Source organism: Rhizobium sp. BK313 (genome assembly GCF_014193655.1).
In the GTDB taxonomy this organism is placed as follows: Bacteria; Pseudomonadota; Alphaproteobacteria; order Rhizobiales; family Rhizobiaceae; genus Rhizobium.
This window is the reverse complement of the sequence record NZ_JACHZQ010000007.1, coordinates 83,795-101,185: the sequence shown is the minus strand read 5'-3', so window position 1 is coordinate 101,185 and position 17,391 is coordinate 83,795. Positions and strand designations below refer to the sequence as shown.

16 protein-coding genes are annotated in these 17,391 nt (G+C 59.6%); 11 read left to right on the top strand and 5 right to left on the bottom strand.

Annotated features, from left to right (window positions below; all coding sequences use genetic code 11):
- Positions 1 to 65 precede the first annotated feature (65 nt).
- The 9 genes from FHT86_RS28840 (at position 66) to FHT86_RS28800 (ending at position 9,130) form a co-directional block, all read left to right on the top strand.
- Positions 66 to 944, top strand: coding sequence for a carbohydrate ABC transporter permease (locus FHT86_RS28840; RefSeq protein WP_133710340.1), 879 nt, complete (start codon positions 66 to 68; stop codon positions 942 to 944).
- On the top strand, positions 941 to 1,855 hold the full coding sequence (locus tag FHT86_RS28835) for a carbohydrate ABC transporter permease (RefSeq protein ID WP_133710339.1): 915 nt from the start codon (positions 941 to 943) through the stop codon (positions 1,853 to 1,855). The genes FHT86_RS28840 and FHT86_RS28835 overlap by 4 nt, the downstream gene beginning before the upstream one ends.
- 4 nt (positions 1,856 to 1,859) lie before the next feature.
- Entirely contained in the window at positions 1,860 to 2,963 is a 1,104-nt protein-coding gene (locus FHT86_RS28830; protein WP_133710338.1) for an ABC transporter ATP-binding protein, read from the top strand.
- Between the two features lie 44 nt (positions 2,964 to 3,007).
- A complete protein-coding gene (locus FHT86_RS28825) occupies positions 3,008 to 4,255 on the top strand; it encodes an ABC transporter substrate-binding protein (RefSeq protein ID WP_133710337.1) in 1,248 nt (415 codons plus the stop codon).
- Positions 4,256 to 4,419: 164 nt separating this feature from the next.
- A complete protein-coding gene (locus FHT86_RS28820; RefSeq protein WP_133710336.1) occupies positions 4,420 to 4,986 on the top strand; it encodes a TetR/AcrR family transcriptional regulator in 567 nt (188 codons plus the stop codon).
- Positions 4,987 to 5,049: 63 nt separating this feature from the next.
- Complete coding sequence (locus tag FHT86_RS28815) at positions 5,050 to 5,913, top strand: SDR family NAD(P)-dependent oxidoreductase (protein WP_133710335.1); 864 nt, start codon at positions 5,050 to 5,052, stop codon at positions 5,911 to 5,913.
- Positions 5,914 to 6,089: 176 nt separating this feature from the next.
- The gene (locus tag FHT86_RS28810) at positions 6,090 to 7,247 is read left to right on the top strand and encodes an FUSC family protein (RefSeq protein WP_210298056.1); all 1,158 of its coding nucleotides are present in this window, start codon (positions 6,090 to 6,092) and stop codon (positions 7,245 to 7,247) included.
- Between the two features lie 221 nt (positions 7,248 to 7,468).
- Positions 7,469 to 8,383: a 4-hydroxybenzoate octaprenyltransferase gene (gene ubiA, locus FHT86_RS28805; protein ID WP_133710334.1), complete on the top strand. Its 915-nt coding sequence runs from the start codon at positions 7,469 to 7,471 to the stop codon at positions 8,381 to 8,383.
- Positions 8,384 to 8,656: 273 nt separating this feature from the next.
- Positions 8,657 to 9,130, top strand: coding sequence for a VOC family protein (locus tag FHT86_RS28800; RefSeq protein ID WP_133710333.1), 474 nt, complete (start codon positions 8,657 to 8,659; stop codon positions 9,128 to 9,130).
- An 87-nt stretch (positions 9,131 to 9,217) separates the two neighbouring features.
- On the opposite strand, the gene FHT86_RS28795 is transcribed toward FHT86_RS28800, so the two are convergent.
- Together FHT86_RS28795 and FHT86_RS28790 are read right to left on the bottom strand one after the other, a co-directional pair.
- Positions 9,218 to 9,661: a VOC family protein gene (locus tag FHT86_RS28795; protein WP_133710332.1), complete on the bottom strand. Its 444-nt coding sequence runs from the start codon at positions 9,659 to 9,661 to the stop codon at positions 9,218 to 9,220.
- Positions 9,662 to 9,666: 5 nt separating this feature from the next.
- Positions 9,667 to 10,101, bottom strand: coding sequence for a VOC family protein (locus FHT86_RS28790; RefSeq protein ID WP_133710331.1), 435 nt, complete (start codon positions 10,099 to 10,101; stop codon positions 9,667 to 9,669).
- 318 nt (positions 10,102 to 10,419) lie between these two features.
- On the opposite strand from FHT86_RS28790, the gene FHT86_RS28785 reads away from it, so the two are divergent.
- Positions 10,420 to 11,325 (top strand): IclR family transcriptional regulator, encoded by a 906-nt coding sequence (locus FHT86_RS28785; protein ID WP_210298054.1) that lies wholly within the window; start codon positions 10,420 to 10,422, stop codon positions 11,323 to 11,325.
- A 215-nt stretch (positions 11,326 to 11,540) separates the two neighbouring features.
- Complete coding sequence (locus FHT86_RS28780; protein ID WP_133710330.1) at positions 11,541 to 12,290, top strand: metallophosphoesterase family protein; 750 nt, start codon at positions 11,541 to 11,543, stop codon at positions 12,288 to 12,290.
- A 69-nt stretch (positions 12,291 to 12,359) separates the two neighbouring features.
- On the opposite strand, the gene FHT86_RS28775 is transcribed toward FHT86_RS28780, so the two are convergent.
- From FHT86_RS28775 to FHT86_RS28765, 3 genes are all read right to left on the bottom strand, one after another.
- A complete protein-coding gene (locus FHT86_RS28775; RefSeq protein WP_210298052.1) occupies positions 12,360 to 15,509 on the bottom strand; it encodes an efflux RND transporter permease subunit in 3,150 nt (1,049 codons plus the stop codon).
- A gap of 20 nt (positions 15,510 to 15,529) precedes the next feature.
- Entirely contained in the window at positions 15,530 to 16,684 is a 1,155-nt protein-coding gene (locus FHT86_RS28770; RefSeq protein WP_133710329.1) for an efflux RND transporter periplasmic adaptor subunit, read from the bottom strand.
- Between the two features lie 74 nt (positions 16,685 to 16,758).
- On the bottom strand, positions 16,759 to 17,367 hold the full coding sequence (locus tag FHT86_RS28765; protein WP_133710328.1) for a TetR family transcriptional regulator: 609 nt from the start codon (positions 17,365 to 17,367) through the stop codon (positions 16,759 to 16,761).
- Positions 17,368 to 17,391 lie beyond the last annotated feature (24 nt).

Genomic DNA, 17,391 nt, shown 5'->3' with positions numbered 1-17,391 from the left:
CATATAAAAACAGGTGTCGCGAACTTTCTGAGGAGTAAGCGCGCGACGACCTGGGGAGGAGGCTCATGGGAATCCGGTGGAGCCGTGTCACGCCGCATCTGGCCGTTGCGCCAGCGGCCTTGATGACGCTCGTATTTTTTGTCGGCGCCATTGCCTGGACGGTCTATCTGTCGTTCACGGCGAGCCGGCGCTTTCCCGATTACGAACTGGTCGGTTGGAAGCAATATTGGCGGCTGTTTCACGACGCGTCATGGCTGCTATCCCTGCAGAACCTGGTGATCTTCGCGATCGGCAGCCTGTTTTCCATCATCCTCGGCTTCATCCTGGCCGCGATGATCGACAAGGAAGTGCATGGCGAAGGCATCTTCCGCACCATCTTTCTCTATCCGCTCGCCATATCGCTGATCGTCACCGGGCTTGTCTGGCGCTGGCTGTTCAATCCTGGCCTCGGCGTCGAGAACGTGCTGCATTCGTTCGGCTGGCAAAGCGCTTCGTTCAATTGGCTGGCGAGCCAGGACACCGTCATGTTCGGCGTCATTCTGGCCGCCGTCTGGCAGTCGACCGGCTTCTTCATGGCGCTGATGCTCTCCGGGCTGAAGTCGATCAATACCGAGATCTGGCAGGCCGCGCGCCTCGACGGCGTGCCCTTCTGGCGGCTCTATATCGAAGTCATCATCCCGATGATGAAGCTCACCTTCTTCACCTGCATCATCCTGCTCTGCATCGGCGTGGTGAAGGCCTATGACATCATCGTCGCCATGACCAATGCCGGACCCGGCGGCGCCTCGATCATGCCGGCCTATTTCGTCATCGACGCCTACTGGCAGAAACAGAACCTCGGCTATGCCTCGGCCGGCGCCACGGTCATGCTGCTGACCACCCTGGTCCTGTTCCTGCCGCTCGTTCTCGCCACGGTCTGGAGACAGAAGAGGAGCGCGACATGACGGCGATCAGTTCCAATGCCAACACGTCGGCCCCCGTCACGGTCAAGGCACGGCGGCGGCCGTTGATCCGCCCCAGCCGGGTGGTGATCTTCGTCTTTCTGCTGATGGCAGCCGCCTTCTTCGCCGTGCCGCTCTATGTGGTGATCGTCACCTCCTTCAAGACGATGGATCAGATCCGGCTCGGCCAGATCTTCTCCCTGCCTTCGCCCTGGACCACGGATGCCTGGTCCTATGCCTGGACGCAGGCCTGCTCCGGCATGAACTGTAGCGGCGTGCGCGTCGGCTTCGTCAATTCACTCTATATATTGGCGCCGAGCCTGGTGCTGACGATCTCGCTCTCCATCGTCACCGGCTATGGCCTGGCGCTATGGAACGTCAAATGGGCGAACGGCTTCCTGTTCGTGCTGTTCATCTGCGCCTTCGTGCCGTTCCAGATCATCATGTATCCGCTGATCAAAATCGCCGGCAGTCTGCATATCTACGGCACCACCTTCGGCATCGCCGTCATCCACAGCGTGCTGTCGCTGCCCTTCCTGACCCTGATCTTCCGCAATTATTTCCGCGGCCTGCCGCCGCAGATTATCGCGGCGGCAATGATCGATTCCGGTTCCTTCTGGCGCATCTTTTTCGAGATCGTCCTGCCGATGTCCGGGAATATCATGGTCGTCGTGCTGATCCTGATGATCACGGGCATCTGGAACGACTTCCTCGTCGGCCTCACCTTCGGCGCGCAGGACACGCAGCCGATGACGGTGGTGCTGAACAACATCACCGTGACGACGACCGGCGCCAAGAACTACGCCGTCGACATGGCATCGGCGCTGCTCACTGCCCTGCCGCCGCTCGTCATCTACTTCGTTCTCGGCAAGTTCTTCGTCCAGGGCATCACCGCCGGCGCAATCAAGGGATAGCTTAATGCCGACCATTGCCTTCAATAATATCGTCAAGAAATTCGGCGCTCTCACCGTCATCGAAAATCTCAACCTGGAGATCGGCGACGGCGAATTCCTCGTGCTGCTCGGCCCTTCCGGCTGCGGCAAGACCACTTTGCTCAACCTGCTGGCTGGGCTTCTGGAAATAGACGGCGGCGAGATCAGGATCGCCGATCGCGACGTCAGCTATCTTGACCCCAAGGATCGGGGGCTGGCCATGGTCTTCCAGTCCTATGCGCTCTATCCGACCAAGACCGTACGTGGAAACATGAATTTCGGCCTTTCCTCGCGCGGCATATCCAGGGAAGAGGCGGACAAGCGCATTGCCTGGGCGGCGAAACTCCTGCAGATCGAGCACCTGCTCGACCGCAAGCCGTCACAGCTTTCCGGCGGCCAGCGCCAGCGCGTCGCCATCGGCCGGGCGCTGGTGAAGCAATATGGCGTCTGCCTGTTCGACGAACCGCTCTCCAACCTCGACGCCAAGCTACGCAACGAGATGCGCATCGAGATCAAGAAGCTGCATAACCAGCTCAAGAACACCGTCGTCTACGTCACTCACGATCAGGTCGAGGCCATGACGATGGCGACCAAGATCGCGGTCATGGACAAGGGCGTCATCCAGCAGTTCGGCACGCCGGATCAGATCTACAACGAGCCCGCCAATCTGTTTGTCGCCGATTTCGTCGGTTCCCCGGCCATGAACGTGCTGGATTGCACGGTCAAGCAGAACGGCAGCGGCCTTGTCGCGGTCGATGAGCCGAACGCCGTCTCGATCAATCTCAATGCTTACAAATGGAAGAACAAAGGCGTCGCCGGCAGCGCGGTCAAGGTCGGCTTTCGCGCCGAGGATTTCTTCACGGAGCCGCATGAGGACGGCGGCGAAACCGTGCGCTTCGACTGCCCCGTCGAATATTTCGAAAAATCCGGCGCGGATGCCTTCGTATTTCTGACGCTTGCCGGACGAACGGTCGCCGTTCGCATCGATGGCCGCAATGCCAATCGCTATCGCGGCCGCACGGATTTGCCGGTCTATCTGCCGCTCGACAAGCTGAACGTCTTCGACGCGCAGACGGGACAGCGGCTTTGAGGCCTCTAATTTTCTGAAGATAATTCTGATGGGAGGAAGGAAGCATGATGAAGTGGAAAGCTTTAGGCCTGGCCGCGGCATTGCTTGCGGGCACGGTGCTTGCCGGCACGGCGTCGGCCGATGAGGTCGTCGTCTATCATACCTGGTCGAAACCCTCTGAAATCGCCGCGCTCGGCGTATTGCGGGACGCCTGGGGCAAGGACGGACACCAGTGGAAGGACCTGTCGATCGCCCATGATTCCGGCGCCAATGTCAGCCTGATGAACATGATCACTGGCGGCAACCCGCCCGCGATCTTCATGAACTCCGACCCCGGCATCTATCGCGACCTGACCAAGCAGGGCATGGGCGTTCCGTTGACGAAACTATTTGACAGCATCGGCGCGACCAAGAATTTTCCGCCGGCTGTGCTGAAGAACATCACCGTCGACGGCGAGATCATGAAGGCGCCAGCAACCGTCCATATCGACGGCATGATCTATTATAACAAGCATGTGGCCGAAGCGACCGGCGTCGATCCCAAGTCCTGGAAATCCCTCGACGATCTCTTTGCAGATTTCGACAAGGTGAAAGCCAAGGGCTACATCCCGATCGCGCAAGGCGGCGACCAGTTCCAGAAGGCCTATCTCCTGCAAGCGGTGATCGCCGCCGAGGAAGGCCCCGACATCTACAACCGCTTCTATGGCGAAAAGCCCGACAAGAGCGTTATCGACACGCCGGAAATGCGCACCGCGCTGAAGCGCTTTCGCCAGATCCAGCAGCACACCGATCCGGGCTCACCCAACCGTCAGTGGAACGACACGACCAACCTTGTCATCACCGGCAAGGCGCTGCTGCAGATCCACGGCGACTGGATGAAAGGCGAATTCCTCGCTGCCAACCAGAAGCTCGGTACCGATTTCGACTGCATCAACATTCCCGGCACCAAGGCCGTGGTGGTGACGGTTGATTCCTGGGGCTTCCTGAACACCAACAATGCCGATACGGCAAAGGCGCAGGAGGATTTCGCAAAGCTCGACGTCGATCCAAAAATCAACGCCGAATTCGTCTCGAAGAAGGGCGCAAGCCCCGTTCGCACCGACGTCGACACCTCCAATCTCGACGCCTGCAACAAACTCGTCCTCGACACACTGAAGGACCCGAACAAGCAGGTCTCCAACCCCTTCAACACCGCCGATGCCGACTGGTATCGGACGATCTGGGAGGAGGCCGACAAATATTGGAGCGACCCGAACCGCACCGAGGACGATTTCGTCAAGGCAATGCAGGATGCTTACGATCAGATCTTCTGATCTGCGCCTCGATATATCAGACAGCAGCCCGGCAGGAGCAGTTCGGCCGGGCTTCTTTTTTTGACGTCACCGACTACGAGCTTTCAAAAAAAAATTAGCGCCCTCTTGATAATGAGTGACTAGTTAGTCATCTATATAACCGAATTGGTTCGAGAAGGGATAGCATGGCAAGACCACTCAGCGAGGACAGACGAAATGCCATACTAATGGCAGCGACCGAGCTCGTCGCCGAACAGGGGCTCGGTGCGGCCACCGCTGAAATCGCCAAAAAGGCCGGCGTACCAAACGGCTCGATCTTCACTTATTTCGCAACCAAGACCGATTTGCTCAACGCGCTTTATCTGGAGCTGAAGAGAGAACTTACCGAGACGGTGCTGGCGGAAATGCCCGGGGGCGACGACACACGCGCCCAGCTCCGCCACCTCTGGCTCACTTGGACGTTTTGGGGAGCATCGCATCCCTTGAAGCGGCGCGTGCTGGCGCAGCTCAGCGTCTCCGACCAGATTACCGAGTTGAGCCGCAAAGCGGCTTATGAGGCCGCAGCGTCGACGCTCGAGCTGATCCGGCGGGCGAGCACCAATGGAGCGTTGCACGACGCGCCGGCGCCCTATGTCGGCGCCCTCGTCGAAGCCATGGCGACAACGACGATGGACTTCATGATCCGCGATCCGGCAAAGGCGAGCGCCCTCTGCGAATCCGGCTTCGAAGCACTGTGGAATACCCTCCAATGAGGGAGTTTGTTTCTTACGGAAATAAATGACTGACTGGACAGTCAAGATAAAGGAGACTATGAAATGTCGAAAGTTTGGCTCGTTACGGGGAGCGGCAACGGCCTCCGCCGCGTCATCGCCGAGAAGGCGCTCGAAGCCGGAAATCGCGTTGTCGCGACGGCCCGCGACACCGGTCAATTGGCCGATCTGGTCGCCCGGTATGGGGCGCAAGTGCGCGCCGTCAGGCTCGATGTAACGGATGAAGAGGAAGGCAAGGCCGCGGTGCAGACGGCGGTCGAGACATTCGGCCGGATCGATGTGCTGGTGAATAACGCCGGCTACGGTGATCTGCGTCCCTTCGAGCAGACGCCATCCGAGGATTTCCGCAAGCTGGTCGAAACCTGCCTGTTCGGCGTCGTCAACCTCACGAGGGCGGTTCTCCCATTCATGCGCCGGCAGCGCAGCGGACACATCATCCAGATTTCCTCAATCGGCGGGCGCATGGCGTTTCCCGCCAATGCTTCCTATTTTGCGGCGAAGTGGGGTGTCGGCGGCTTCACGGAAGGTGTCGCTCTCGAAGTCGCTCCGTTCGGTGTCAAGGTGACGGCGCTTGAGCCTGGCGGCATGCGCACCAATTTTGGCAGGACGGCCAACAAGGAACGGCCAGAGATATGGCCTGACTATGAGCGGTCGGTCGGGGCGTTCCTGAAGCAGATAGACGGAATTTGGGGCAACGAGGCCGGCGATCCGGTCAAAGTTGCAGAGGTTGTCTTGAAGCTTGCCGAAGCGGAGTCGCTCCCGCCTCATATCGTGCTCGGCGGCGATGCATTCCAAATGGTCCGTCGGGCCGAAGAAGCGAGAATGGCTGACGCGGATCGTTGGGAAGCCATCGCCAGAGCGACAGATGCCGCTGCGGAACGCCCTATTCCGCCGCTTCCGACAGTCTAACACCTTCGGCATTCATACATGGTCTGCACGACGCCAGAATGGTTCGTGCGGACCTTTTCCGCGTGTCCATCGGTGCAGCTCTGCGGCTTCACTCCGCCACGCTTTGCGATTGTCATGGCGACTTTAAAGCAGCTAATAGTTATAGTTATGCCGGGCAATTGAGATTGAGTTTGTCAATGCGTGACAGAACTCCGGATGAAACCAACGTCGAAGGCCGCATGCTGGAGCACCCGGCTTCAGCCGATGCGCGCGACTCAAATCCGGTCCCCACTTACAAGACGGTAGCCGCAGGCATCGTTTCATGGATTGACCGTATCGATCCTGGTGTTCACCGCCGCATCAAAGGCCTGCGGCTTGTCACGGCCTACGGGATAGCAGCCCTGCTCGGCACTTTGCACGATTTGACGCACTTTACCGGCGCGGCTTCCATAAGTGTGCTCGCCGGCGGTATCGCGCTTTGGGCGAGCGTTTCGGAGGCGCGGACGTCGCGTTTCGAATCGAGCCGGGACATCGCGCTCCTCACTGCGTTTGCAACGATCGGGGCGTTTGTAATGGCAGTATGTACCCCCGCTCTCAACGGACCCGGACTTCCCGGCGTCGAGATCGTATTAGCGAGCGGTGCCTTTTTTGTCGGCTATCTCAAACGCTTTGGTATTCTCGGCGGCGGAATCGGGTCTCAGATCTATATCGGCCAACTCCTCGCTTACAGCCTAGGCCTGACTGCGTCGGACTTAAAGGCTATCGTCGCGGCAGGATTGATTGCGACCGTCGCGGCAATCGTTCCTCGTCTGCTGAGCGGACCTGCCGAGCGACCAGTTCTTCCGCCCACCATGGCGATGCCGAAAGGCGCCGAGCTGGGCTGGTGCTCGCGGGAATTGATGACGGGATTGCAGGCTGCGATTGTCGCGATCGCCATCGTCGCGATGAACGACACGTTCGGCCTCGAGGAATCCGCATGGGCCATCACGGCATGCACTTATACCGTGACAAATTCATTCACCGGCACAATGGAGCGTACTCGCAGCCGCTTGATCGGTACGATGATCGGCGTTCCTCTAGGCCTTGCTTGGCTGCCCATTGCCGCGGACGTCCAAATCCTCATCTGGATCATGGCGGCGATCGCAATGATCATCTACGCCATGGCTCTGCCGGAACGCTACGACATTGCAAGTGCCGCTTTCGCCTTTGCGCTGGTTGTCACCTTAGCGGCGAGTGGCGAATATTCGGTATGGGTGCTGGCGGCCCGCGTTTGGGAAACCTTCGTCGGCGCCGCTTTGGGAGTTGCGTCGGCAATCCTTCTTTTGCCGCTGCGCAGGAGGTACTTCGGCGAATAGCACCTTTGGCCGCGCAGCCCCTCAAACTGAAATGTGGATCCAAAGTAGACAATGGTGCCGAATCCGCTTGCGGCATGGGCGTTGCGGGCGTCTTCTTGCCGAAGATATCTTCGTGAAGCATTCTAACTGTCGCAGGATGCCCATTTTTACTATGCCGCGAAATTCAGTCGCAAAATTCTCGCTTTAATTGGGATTTTCGCGACAAGAACTTGGATCACGCCATGACAACTCTAGGCCGCCCAGACTTAAGCGACATTCACCGGGGCGACTGGGTGGATCGTCGGTTGCCGATCGCATGGCGGCCATACACACGGTTGGCACGGCTGGATCGCCCCGTAGGAATATGGCTGACGCTTTTCCCCTGTTGGGCTGCGCTGGTTCAGGCATCGTATGGACTTCCCGATCTCCGGCAACTGGCTATCTTCTCTCTGGGCGCTTTGCTGATGAGAAGTGCCGGTTCCACGGTCAATGATATTGCAGACCGAAAGTTTGACGGCCACGTTGAGCGGACCCGCTTTAGGCCTTTGGCAAGCGGACAGATCGGTGTGCGACAAGCATTGGCCTTTCTGGTCATCCAGCTCGCATTGGCGGCCTCGCTCCTGCTTTTCCTGACGCCCTACACGCGCCTTGTCGCCATTTGCGTTCTGCCACTCGTGTTCGTCTATCCGCTCTGCAAGCGTTTCACCCATTGGCCGCAGGCAGTCCTGCGCGCGGCGTTCAATTGGGGGATGCTCATGGCGTGGGCCGAGGTTACGGGACATATCCCGGCGGGTGCCGTCCTCATGTGGGCCGGAGCCATCGCATGGCAGATCGGCTACGACACCGTCTATGCTTACGTTGACGTGAAAGACGATTCCCAACTTGGCCTCAAATCGACGGCGATCCTGTTCGGGCCGAACGGCAAGACCTATATCGGCTTGTTTTATGCTTTGACGGTCGGTGCGTGGTCGCTCGGGGGCTGGCTGTTGGGCATGTCGCTGCCTTACGCCATCGGAATGCTGGTAATTGCCGCGCATCTCGCCTGGCAGACCTGGCGGATTGACCTTGCTCGCCCGGAGGTGAATTTCGGCCTGTTCCTGGCAAATATTCTGACGGGGGCGCTGCTGGCCTGTGCGGCGTTCATCGGAACATGGTGAGCGGGCCGACCAAATCGCAAATACCCTAACTTTCGCAACAAAATCACCCGCGATGAAAAGTCACGATGATTCTCGCTACTGTAAGCATTCCCACATTTTAGTTAGGGGCTTGCTCCGGTGGTGGATACCCATTTTAGAACATTCCATGCCGGAGCAGGATGGCTCCGAATAATGCTACTCCGCCGCAGACCTGATTAAATTTCTCCACCCCTGTCGGTATTTCCTCTCCGCATCCGTCCTCTGACCATTCCAACCCGAGAGAGGAGATCACCCATGTCTAAGATTGCGCCATGCCTGTGGTTCGAGCGCGGGGCCGAGGAGGCCGCGAAGTTCTATGTTTCGCTGTTTCCGGATTCACGCATCGACCACGTGCAGAAGAACATCGTCGATACGCCGGCCGGCAAGGCCGACAGTGTGCTGGTCGTCGACTTTACCCTCGCCGGTCAGCGCTTCATGGCGCTGAATGGCGGCATGCGCTTCGAATATACCCATGCGATTTCGCTGGAAGTGGATTGCACGGATCAGGCGGAGGTCGATCGGCTATGGGACGGGCTCGCTGACGGCGGCGCGATCGAGCAATGCGGCTGGCTGAAGGACCGCTACGGCGTCTCGTGGCAGATCGTGCCGACCGTGCTCGGCAAGCTTCTGTCCGATCCTGACCCCGTCAGGGCCGCACGCGTCATGCAGGCGATGATGCAGATGGTCAAGCTCGACATCGCCGGTCTGCAGGCAGCCTATCAAGGGTAGTCAGTAAAGGTTTAGAACTTGAAACTCCCGGTCACCGCCGGAGCGACTTTCGTCGCCCACAACGGCGTCCGGGAGAAACATTTGCCCTCAGGCCGGTTCTTTGCGCAGCCGTTCGATCGCCTGAAGCTGGATGCAGTTCGGCGCCATTTCCATGACCTCGATCTGCGTGCCGTCCGGATCTTCGATCCAGCCGCCACGATTGTGATCGATGCCGGGCTTTTCCGGGCGCGGCTTGCTCGGATGGATGCCGACTTTCGCCAATTCGGCGAAAGTAGTATCGATGTTTTCGACCGTCAGGCAGATGTGAAAGATGCCGATGCTGTTCGGCCCGGTTTCCGGCCTGTCGACGCCCTTGGGGAATAGTTCGAGATATTGGTCGTCGTTGATGCGCAGATAAACGATCCAGGCTTCGCCCTTGTCGTTTAACAGCCGCGTCATCTCGCGAAAGCCGAGCTTGTTGTAGAAAGCGAGCGACGCATCGAGATCGGCGACGCGCAACGCGATGTGGCCGAGATGCTTGAAGAGATCCATCGCGATCAGCCTCCGGCCTTGATGCGGGCGATCGCCTGTAACTGCAGGGCCTTTTCACCGAGCTGCATCAGCTCGATACGGTTGCCTTCGGGATCGGCGATCCAGGCCTGATAGTTATGATCGACACCGAGCTTCTTTTCCGCGGTGAGCACCACGCCCTTGCTGGTCAGCTCTGCGATCGCGCCGTCGATATCGTCGACTTCCAGGCAGAGATGGTTGAAGCCGACATTGGCGAAGGGCGGTGCGCTGTCGCCGACCGCATCCGGAAACAGCTCGATATATTGCGTATCGGTGATGCGCAGATAAACGATCCAGAGACGATTGTCGCGCTCCAGGCGAAACATCTCATCAAAGCCCAGCTTGTTGACGTAGAAGTCGAGCGAACGCTCGATATCCTTGACGCTGACGGCGACGTGGCCAATCGATTTCACATTCTTCACGTGCAGTACCTCCTCTTTGGACTGTCTCGTCGGCCAAAGCCTTGGGCTCTGGCGATCTCCTCTCAGCCATCGGATGCATCCGCTCCCACGGATGTCTCCAGCGCCGGCATCGGACCGTCATCGCAAATATGTTGCGGAGGATATGATGCCAGATGTTTTTATTTGAACTATGATGCGTTCATGTGTGAATTTAGGAGTAATTTTCTGCTAAAGTCAATCGCGGTGACGGCGCATTGCGTGGAAGCGGCGCTTTGCGTAAGGAATGCAGGGGATAAGAGTGGAGGATGCCCGCACACAGCATCCGTCTAGGGATTTCGCATGGCTGAGATCAGTGAAGAAGCATCGCAGAAATATCGCATTCCGGTCATCGAGCGGATGGTGGATGTCTTTGCCCTGCTCGAACGGACACCGGAAGGTGCGACGATCCGTGAGGTCGTCAAAGCCGTGAAGCTGTCGCGAACCACCGTCTACCGCATGCTGAATACACTGAGCGCTCATGATTTCGTCCACCGCTCGCCCGCTGGCACGTACACACTCGGTCGGCGGCTGTTGACGCTCGCAGCCCATGTGGCGCCGAATGTCGCAAGTTACGACCTCCTGGCGATCGCCCAGCCGCATCTCAACCAGATGTCGGATGTCACGGGTGAAGGCGGCAAGCTAACCGTCCTGTCGGGCGACGAGATCCTCGTCGTCGCCGCCAGCCAGGGCCGCGGCCAATATGCATTGACGGCGACCGCCGGCCAGCGCCTGCCGATCCATGCGGGCGCTGCGGGCAAGGTCTTGCTGGCATTCTCCCCGCAGGAGGATATCGACCGGCGTCTTTCCAAGCTCGATCCTCTGACCAACCAGACGATCTCGGATCCGGCACGCATGCTGGAGGAGCTCGCCCTCCTCCGCGAACGCGACTGGGCGCGCGACACAGGCGAGCAGATGGTCGGCGTCCATGCCTTTGCAGCCCCGGTTCGTGATGCCTCGAACGCGGTGATTGCCGCCGTCAGCATTCCCTTCGTTGCCGGGGTCGATGAGCGCCGGATCGAGGAAATTCGCCGCACGGTGATCGCAACCGCACGGGCAATTTCAAGGGATGTCGCGGAGGCATCGAAGGATGAGCCTATAGCTGACATTCCATTGATCGCGGAACCATCGGCGAACAAGCATTCATCCGTCGCAAAACGCTCCAACGCGGCTGCCGCCAAGGGCCGCGTTGGCCGTGTCAAAGCGTAACCGCTCTTATCCCCTTGTTTTTCTTAACCTTAGCGTAAGTCCCGCCCGCCAGCGCATCTTGCGCTGAGCCATCGGCTGGACTACCGTCGCAGCACCGCCCCAAAAACGCGGAATTATTAGAATATTTTCAAAAGATTATCCCGCTGTGTTGGCGTATGCGGATGTCCATGACCGGACTATTTTATCGGCTTTTCGGCAAGAGAACGGCGAAGTTCATGGAACAACACCGACGACCCCGCATCGATCTGACAGCAGAGGGCTACGCAGCCATTTATGCGCTGAGCGATATCCATGGCTGTTACGACGAGTTGATCGAAGCGGAAAGGCGCATCGTCGAGGATGCCGGCACGATTCCCGGCCGGAAGCTGCTGATGTTCCTCGGCGACTATGTCGATCGTGGTCCGCGATCGAACGAAGTGCTGCAGCATCTGTGCGAGCCGCCGCCCGTGGGCTTTGACCGCTACATACTCTGCGGCAATCATGATGACGTCTTCCTGAAGTTTCTGGACGATCCGCGCGCCAACAGCCATTGGCTGGAGTTCGGCGCTGTCCAGACGCTCACCTCCTATGGCGTGGACGCGGAATACCTGCTTCTGGAAGAAGGTCGGAGCATCGAAGAACTCTGCGAAACCGTTCGGCAGGCTGTCCCGCGCGCGCATGTCGAATTGCTGCGCTCTTTGCCGATCGCTATCGTCATCGGCCCCATTCTCTTCGTCCATGCCGGCATCCGGCCCGGCATACCTCTCGCCGAACAAACCGACCAGGATTTGATCTGGATCCGCGACCCCTTCCTCTCCGAAGGCCCGCAATTGCCAATGCTGGTGGTCCATGGCCATACACCGGGCATGCGGCCCGTTTTCGGCAACCACCGCATCGGCATCGACACCGCCGCCGCAATGGGCGGAAGCCTGACCGTCCTCAAGATCGCCGACGGTCAGCAGACGATCCTCACGCAGATCTTCTGAGCAACCATCCCGCAAAATAAAAGGGGCCCCGGCATATGCCGAGACCCCTTTTCGCTTTGCCCGCGCTTGTTATTCCGCTGCCATTGCCGGTGGTAGATGATCCACGGCGTCGTTGCTCACCTGCTGTTCGGCCGGCTCCTCTCCCTTCCTCTTCGGCTCGCGGCCGAAGAAGAGCGCGTAGCCGGCCGGCAGCACGAAGATGGTCAGTACAGTGGCGACCAGGATGCCGCCCATCATGGCGTAGGCAAGCGGTCCCCAGAAGACGCCCCGCGAGATCGGGATCAACGCCAGCACTGCCGTCAATGCCGTCAGCATGATCGGCCGGAAACGACGAACGGCCGAGCCGATGATCGCCTCCTTCCGGTCCATGCCCGCCGCGATATCCTGGTCGATCTGGTCGACGAGGATGATCGAATTGCGGATGATGATGCCGAGCAAGGCGATGACGCCGAGGATCGCCACGAAGCCGAAGGGGGCACCGCTGATCAGCAGGGCACCGGCTGCACCGATGATACCGAGCGGGCCCGTGGCGAGCACCAGCATCGCCTTGCCGAAATGCTGTAGCTGCGCCATCAGCAACACGACGATGATGACGAGCATGATCGGCGCCTTGGCGGCGATCGAGGCCTGGCTTTCGGCACTGTCTTCGGCACCGCCCTGAATCTCGATCTTATAGCCCGCCGGCAGGCTGTTTCTAAGGTCGGCCATGTCGTTGTAGAGCTTGGCCGTGACGTCGTTCGACTGCACGTCGTCGGGAAGCGTCGCCCTGACGGTGATCGTCGGCAGACGGTCACGGCGCCATTCGATGCTCTGCTCCATCACGGGCTCGACCTTGGCAACCTGCGACAGCGGCACGAAACCGCCGGAGTCGGTCGGAATATAGATGGAGTTGACCGATGTCAGCAGATGACGGCTGGCGTCCGGTTCCCGTGCGACGATGCCCACGGTCTCCTCACCCTCACGATAGTTGTCGAGCGTGACGCCGGACATCGAGGCCTGCAGCATCTGCCGGATACGCTGCGACGTGACGCCGAGTGCCCGCGCACGGTCCTGATCGATCACCAGCTTCATTGCCGGCACCGGCTCCAGCCAGTCGTCATGGATGGCGCCAAGCAGCGGGTTCTGGGCGAAGCGTTCCTTCACCTCGTCGGCGATGTGGCGAACCTCCTGCCGGTCCGGACCCATGACGCGCAGTTGCACCGGCCAGCCGGTCGGCGGACCCAGGAACAGGCGGTCGACCTTGGCGCGGACCGAGGGGAAGTCGGCGGCAAGCATGCTGCGCAGCTTGACGATCAGCCGCTCGCGCGCCGGCTCGTCCTTGGCCATGATCAGCAACTGGGCATAGTTCGGGTTGGTGAGCTGCTGATCGAGCGGCAGGAAGAAGCGCGGCGCGCCCTCGCCGACATAGGTGGCGATGAACCGCTTGTCGGGATCATCGGCCATGCGGGCTTGCAACGTCTGCGCCTGGCGTTCGACTTCCTTGATGCTGGTGCCCTCCGGCAGCCAGAGATCGACCAGAATTTCCGGACGCGAAGACTGCGGGAAGAAATTCTGCGGGATGAACTGGAAGGACCACAGGCTGCCGACGAAGGCGGCCAATGTCAAAAGCAGCACGATGACGCGATGGCGCACGGCCCAGCTCACCGATGACCGCAGGCGGCGATAAAAACGCGTGTCGAAGACATCGTGGTGCTCGCCGGCATGATGTCGCTGCCTCAGGATCATATAGCCGAGCCACGGTGTGAAATAGACCGCGACGAACCAGGAAATCACCAGCGCGATGCCGACGACGTAGAACAGCGTGCGAACATATTCACCGGCAGTCGATGCCGCGAAACCGACCGGGATGAAGCCCGCTGTCGTGATCAATGTACCGGTCAGCATCGGAAAGGCCGTCGAAGAATAGGCAAAGCTCGCCGCATCGAGCTTGACTAGCCCCTCCTCCAGCTTGCGTTCCATCAGTTCGACCACGATCATCGCGTCGTCGACGAGGAGGCCGAGCGCAATGATGAGGGCGCCGAGCGAGATGCGCTGCAGGTCGATGCCGAGCTCGTACATGATGGCAAAGGTCGCCGCCAACACCAACGGAATGGCGATGGCGATCACCAGGCCGGAGCGCCAGCCGATCGACAGGAAAGAGACGATCAGCACGATCACCAGCGCCTCGCCGAGCGCATGCATGAACTCGCTGATCGCGTCGGTCACCACTTCAGGCTGGTTGGAGATCTGATCGACCTGCACGCCGACCGGCAGCGAAGCGGTAAAGCGCTTGTAGGTCTCTTCCACTGCCTTGCCGACGTCGGTCACCTTGTTGCCGTTGGCCATCACGACGCCAAGCTGGACGCTGTCATGGCCGTTATAGAGGAACTTGGCGGTATAAGGATCTTGCAGTCCGGCGCTCACCGTTGCGATGTCGCCGAGGCGGGTGATCTGGCCGCCGGCATTGAGCCGCAGATTCTTGATGTCCTCGATCTTGTTGACGTCGCCTTCGACGGAGATGCGCACCGAGCGCGTGCTCGTGTCGACATTACCGGCCGGATCGACATTGTTTTGGCCGACGACGGCGTTCTTGAGGTCGTTGAGCGTCAGGCCGCGCTCGGCCAGCACCTTGGAGGAGACGTCGATGTAGATCTGCTCGGGCTGGTCGCCGATGATGACAGCCTTCTCGACGCCGGGCGTCGCAAGCAGCATGTCGCGGGCTTGGATGGCGAATTTCTTCAGCTCGGGATAGCTGTAGCCGTCGCCGCTGATCGAATGCAGGGTGATAAAGGTGTCGCCGAACTCATCGTTGAAATAAGGCCCCTGCAGGCCGGCCGGCAGCGTATTGGCGATATCGCCGACCTTCTTGCGCACCTGATAGAAGGCATCCTTCACCTGTTCGGTGTTGGTGTCGCCCTTGATCTGGACGGTGGTGATGGCAAAGCCGGCGCGGGTATAGGATTTGACCCAATCGAGATGCGGCGTTTCCTGCAGCTTGCGCTCGATCTTGTTGACCACCTGGTCTTCCATGTCCTGCAGGGAAGCGCCGGGCCACGCGGTCTGCACCACCATGACGCGGAAGGTGAAATCCGGGTCTTCCTTCTGGCCCATATGAGTGAGCCCAAACGCGCCGGCGATGATGATCAGCGCAAACAGGAAGCGCGCGATGCTCGGATGGGCGATCGCCCATCGCGACAGGTTAAAACGCTTCTTCTCGTCGGAGGTGCTGTTGATGGTCATAGTCCCGCCCCTCGATCCGTTCAGCGCACGATATCGGCGGCCGCCGCCGCACTGCCATTTGTCTCTGCCGACGCCTGCTGCGCATTCGGCACCTTGACCTTCATATTCTCGGTCATGAATTGCGTCCCGGCGGCGACCACGACGTCGCCGGTCTTGAGACCGTCGGCGACACGCACGCCGTCATCGGCAAAATCGGCAACCTTGATGCCGCGGGAATGCACTGTGCCGGCGCTGCGATCGACCAGCCAGACGATCTGCTGGCCGTCCTTCTCAGCAAGCGCACTCAGTGGAATGGAGACGTAAGGCTGGGTATTGTCGGCCTGAGCCTCGATTGTCGCGGTCATGCCGAGCAGCACGCGCGGATCGTTCGGCAGGCTGACGCGGACCGCAAAGGTACGCGACTGCGCATCGGCACTCCCCGACACTTCACGCACCTTGCCATCCAGCACTAGCGCATCGTCGGACCAGAAGCGCGCCTTGACGTCCTTGCCGACCTTGAACTGCGCGATGTCCATTTCCGGAACCGCGATCTGCACTTCCTTCTCGCCGTCGACGGCGACGGTGATAACGGGCGTGCCAGAACCGACCACCTGGCCGACATCGGCGTTGATGGTCGTCACGATGCCGTTCATATCAGACGTCAGATCGGTATAGGCGACCTGGTTCTTCGCTTCCGCCAGCGCTGACACGGCGGAATCCCGCGTCGATACGGCCTGGTCATAGGAAAGCTCGGCCTGTTCTAGCTGCGATTTCGGAGCGACGTTTTTGTCGAAGAGCTGCTGTGCGCGATTGCGGGCGAGCTCCGTGGTCTGCACCTGCTTTTCGGCGGAATCGAGATCTGCCTGCGAGCGGCGCACGGCCAAAACATAGTCGGTGGAATCGATGCGGGCTAGCACATCGCCGGGCTTGACCTTCTCGCCGATATCCACCTTGCGCTCGACGATCTTGCCGTTGACACGGAAGCCGAGGTTCATATCCGTCCGCGCCCTGACCGAGCCGGAATAGTCGAGCTTGCGCGTCGTATCCGCCTGGGCAATCTCGACCACCTTCACCGGCCGGATCACTTCCACCGTCTCCTCCTTCTTCTCATTGCAGCCCGAAAGCGTGAGTGCAATGGCGGCAAAGAGCGCAGCGCCGGTAACGGATCGTATGGTGGTGGTCGTCAGCGAAACCATGTCGCTCTCCTTGATGAAACAGCTTTAGTCAAACGGCAATGCAAGGGCACGCGGATCATCCAGCGTGTGGACTGTTATTTCTTCAGGGCTCTGATAGCGAATTCGACGAGATCGTCGGCCTCGGCCCGGTTCGTCTTGGCAAGACATTGTGCGACCATCTGTGGATGGCAGAGGTTGATCGTCGCCGCACCGAAGCATTTCGACGCCACCCCCGGGTCCTGCTCAAGGAATTCGCCGGCGGCGATCCCTTCGGCGATGACATCGGCAAGAAGGTCATGAATGCTGTCAATGTGTTTTTCGATCACATGCCAATCGCGCTCGATAGCGACGACGACCATCTCATGCACCTTCTGCTCGTCGAGCATGGTCTCGAGGGTCATCTTGTATTGGGCATGCACATAATTGCGCAGGCGGTCGGAAGCGCTGATCGGCTGATGGCAGATGTCATAGGCCATCTTGTAGCTTTGCGCGATCATGCGGCCGCAAACCGCCTGGTGGATTTCCGTCTTGGAAGCAAAGAAACGGTAGATATTCGCGGTCGACATGCCGAGATCGCGGGCGACATCGGCGACCGTCGTCTTGCTGTAGCCGTAGTGGCGAAACAGCTTTTCGGCGGAATCGAGGATCCGCGTTACGTTTTCCTGACGCGCAGGATCGGCGCTTACATCAGAAAGATCGAGCATGGCGCACCTTCAATTTACGACTGA

Excerpts from the sequence above, each read along its gene's own strand:
- FHT86_RS28770 (WP_133710329.1), bottom strand. The coding sequence starts at position 16,684 with ATGGTTTCGCTGACGACCACCACCATACGATCCGTTACCGGCGCTGCG.
- FHT86_RS28785 (WP_210298054.1), top strand. The coding sequence starts at position 10,420 with ATGGCTGAGATCAGTGAAGAAGCATCGCAGAAATATCGCATTCCGGTC.
- ubiA (WP_133710334.1), top strand. The coding sequence starts at position 7,469 with ATGACAACTCTAGGCCGCCCAGACTTAAGCGACATTCACCGGGGCGAC.
- FHT86_RS28825 (WP_133710337.1), top strand. The coding sequence starts at position 3,008 with ATGATGAAGTGGAAAGCTTTAGGCCTGGCCGCGGCATTGCTTGCGGGC.
- FHT86_RS28830 (WP_133710338.1), top strand. The coding sequence starts at position 1,860 with ATGCCGACCATTGCCTTCAATAATATCGTCAAGAAATTCGGCGCTCTC.
- FHT86_RS28775 (WP_210298052.1), bottom strand. The coding sequence starts at position 15,509 with ATGACCATCAACAGCACCTCCGACGAGAAGAAGCGTTTTAACCTGTCG.
- FHT86_RS28810 (WP_210298056.1), top strand. The coding sequence starts at position 6,090 with ATGCGTGACAGAACTCCGGATGAAACCAACGTCGAAGGCCGCATGCTG.
- FHT86_RS28840 (WP_133710340.1), top strand. The coding sequence starts at position 66 with ATGGGAATCCGGTGGAGCCGTGTCACGCCGCATCTGGCCGTTGCGCCA.
- FHT86_RS28780 (WP_133710330.1), top strand. The coding sequence starts at position 11,541 with ATGGAACAACACCGACGACCCCGCATCGATCTGACAGCAGAGGGCTAC.
- FHT86_RS28800 (WP_133710333.1), top strand. The coding sequence starts at position 8,657 with ATGTCTAAGATTGCGCCATGCCTGTGGTTCGAGCGCGGGGCCGAGGAG.
- FHT86_RS28820 (WP_133710336.1), top strand. The coding sequence starts at position 4,420 with ATGGCAAGACCACTCAGCGAGGACAGACGAAATGCCATACTAATGGCA.
- FHT86_RS28835 (WP_133710339.1), top strand. The coding sequence starts at position 941 with ATGACGGCGATCAGTTCCAATGCCAACACGTCGGCCCCCGTCACGGTC.
- FHT86_RS28795 (WP_133710332.1), bottom strand. The coding sequence starts at position 9,661 with ATGGATCTCTTCAAGCATCTCGGCCACATCGCGTTGCGCGTCGCCGAT.
- FHT86_RS28765 (WP_133710328.1), bottom strand. The coding sequence starts at position 17,367 with ATGCTCGATCTTTCTGATGTAAGCGCCGATCCTGCGCGTCAGGAAAAC.
- FHT86_RS28815 (WP_133710335.1), top strand. The coding sequence starts at position 5,050 with ATGTCGAAAGTTTGGCTCGTTACGGGGAGCGGCAACGGCCTCCGCCGC.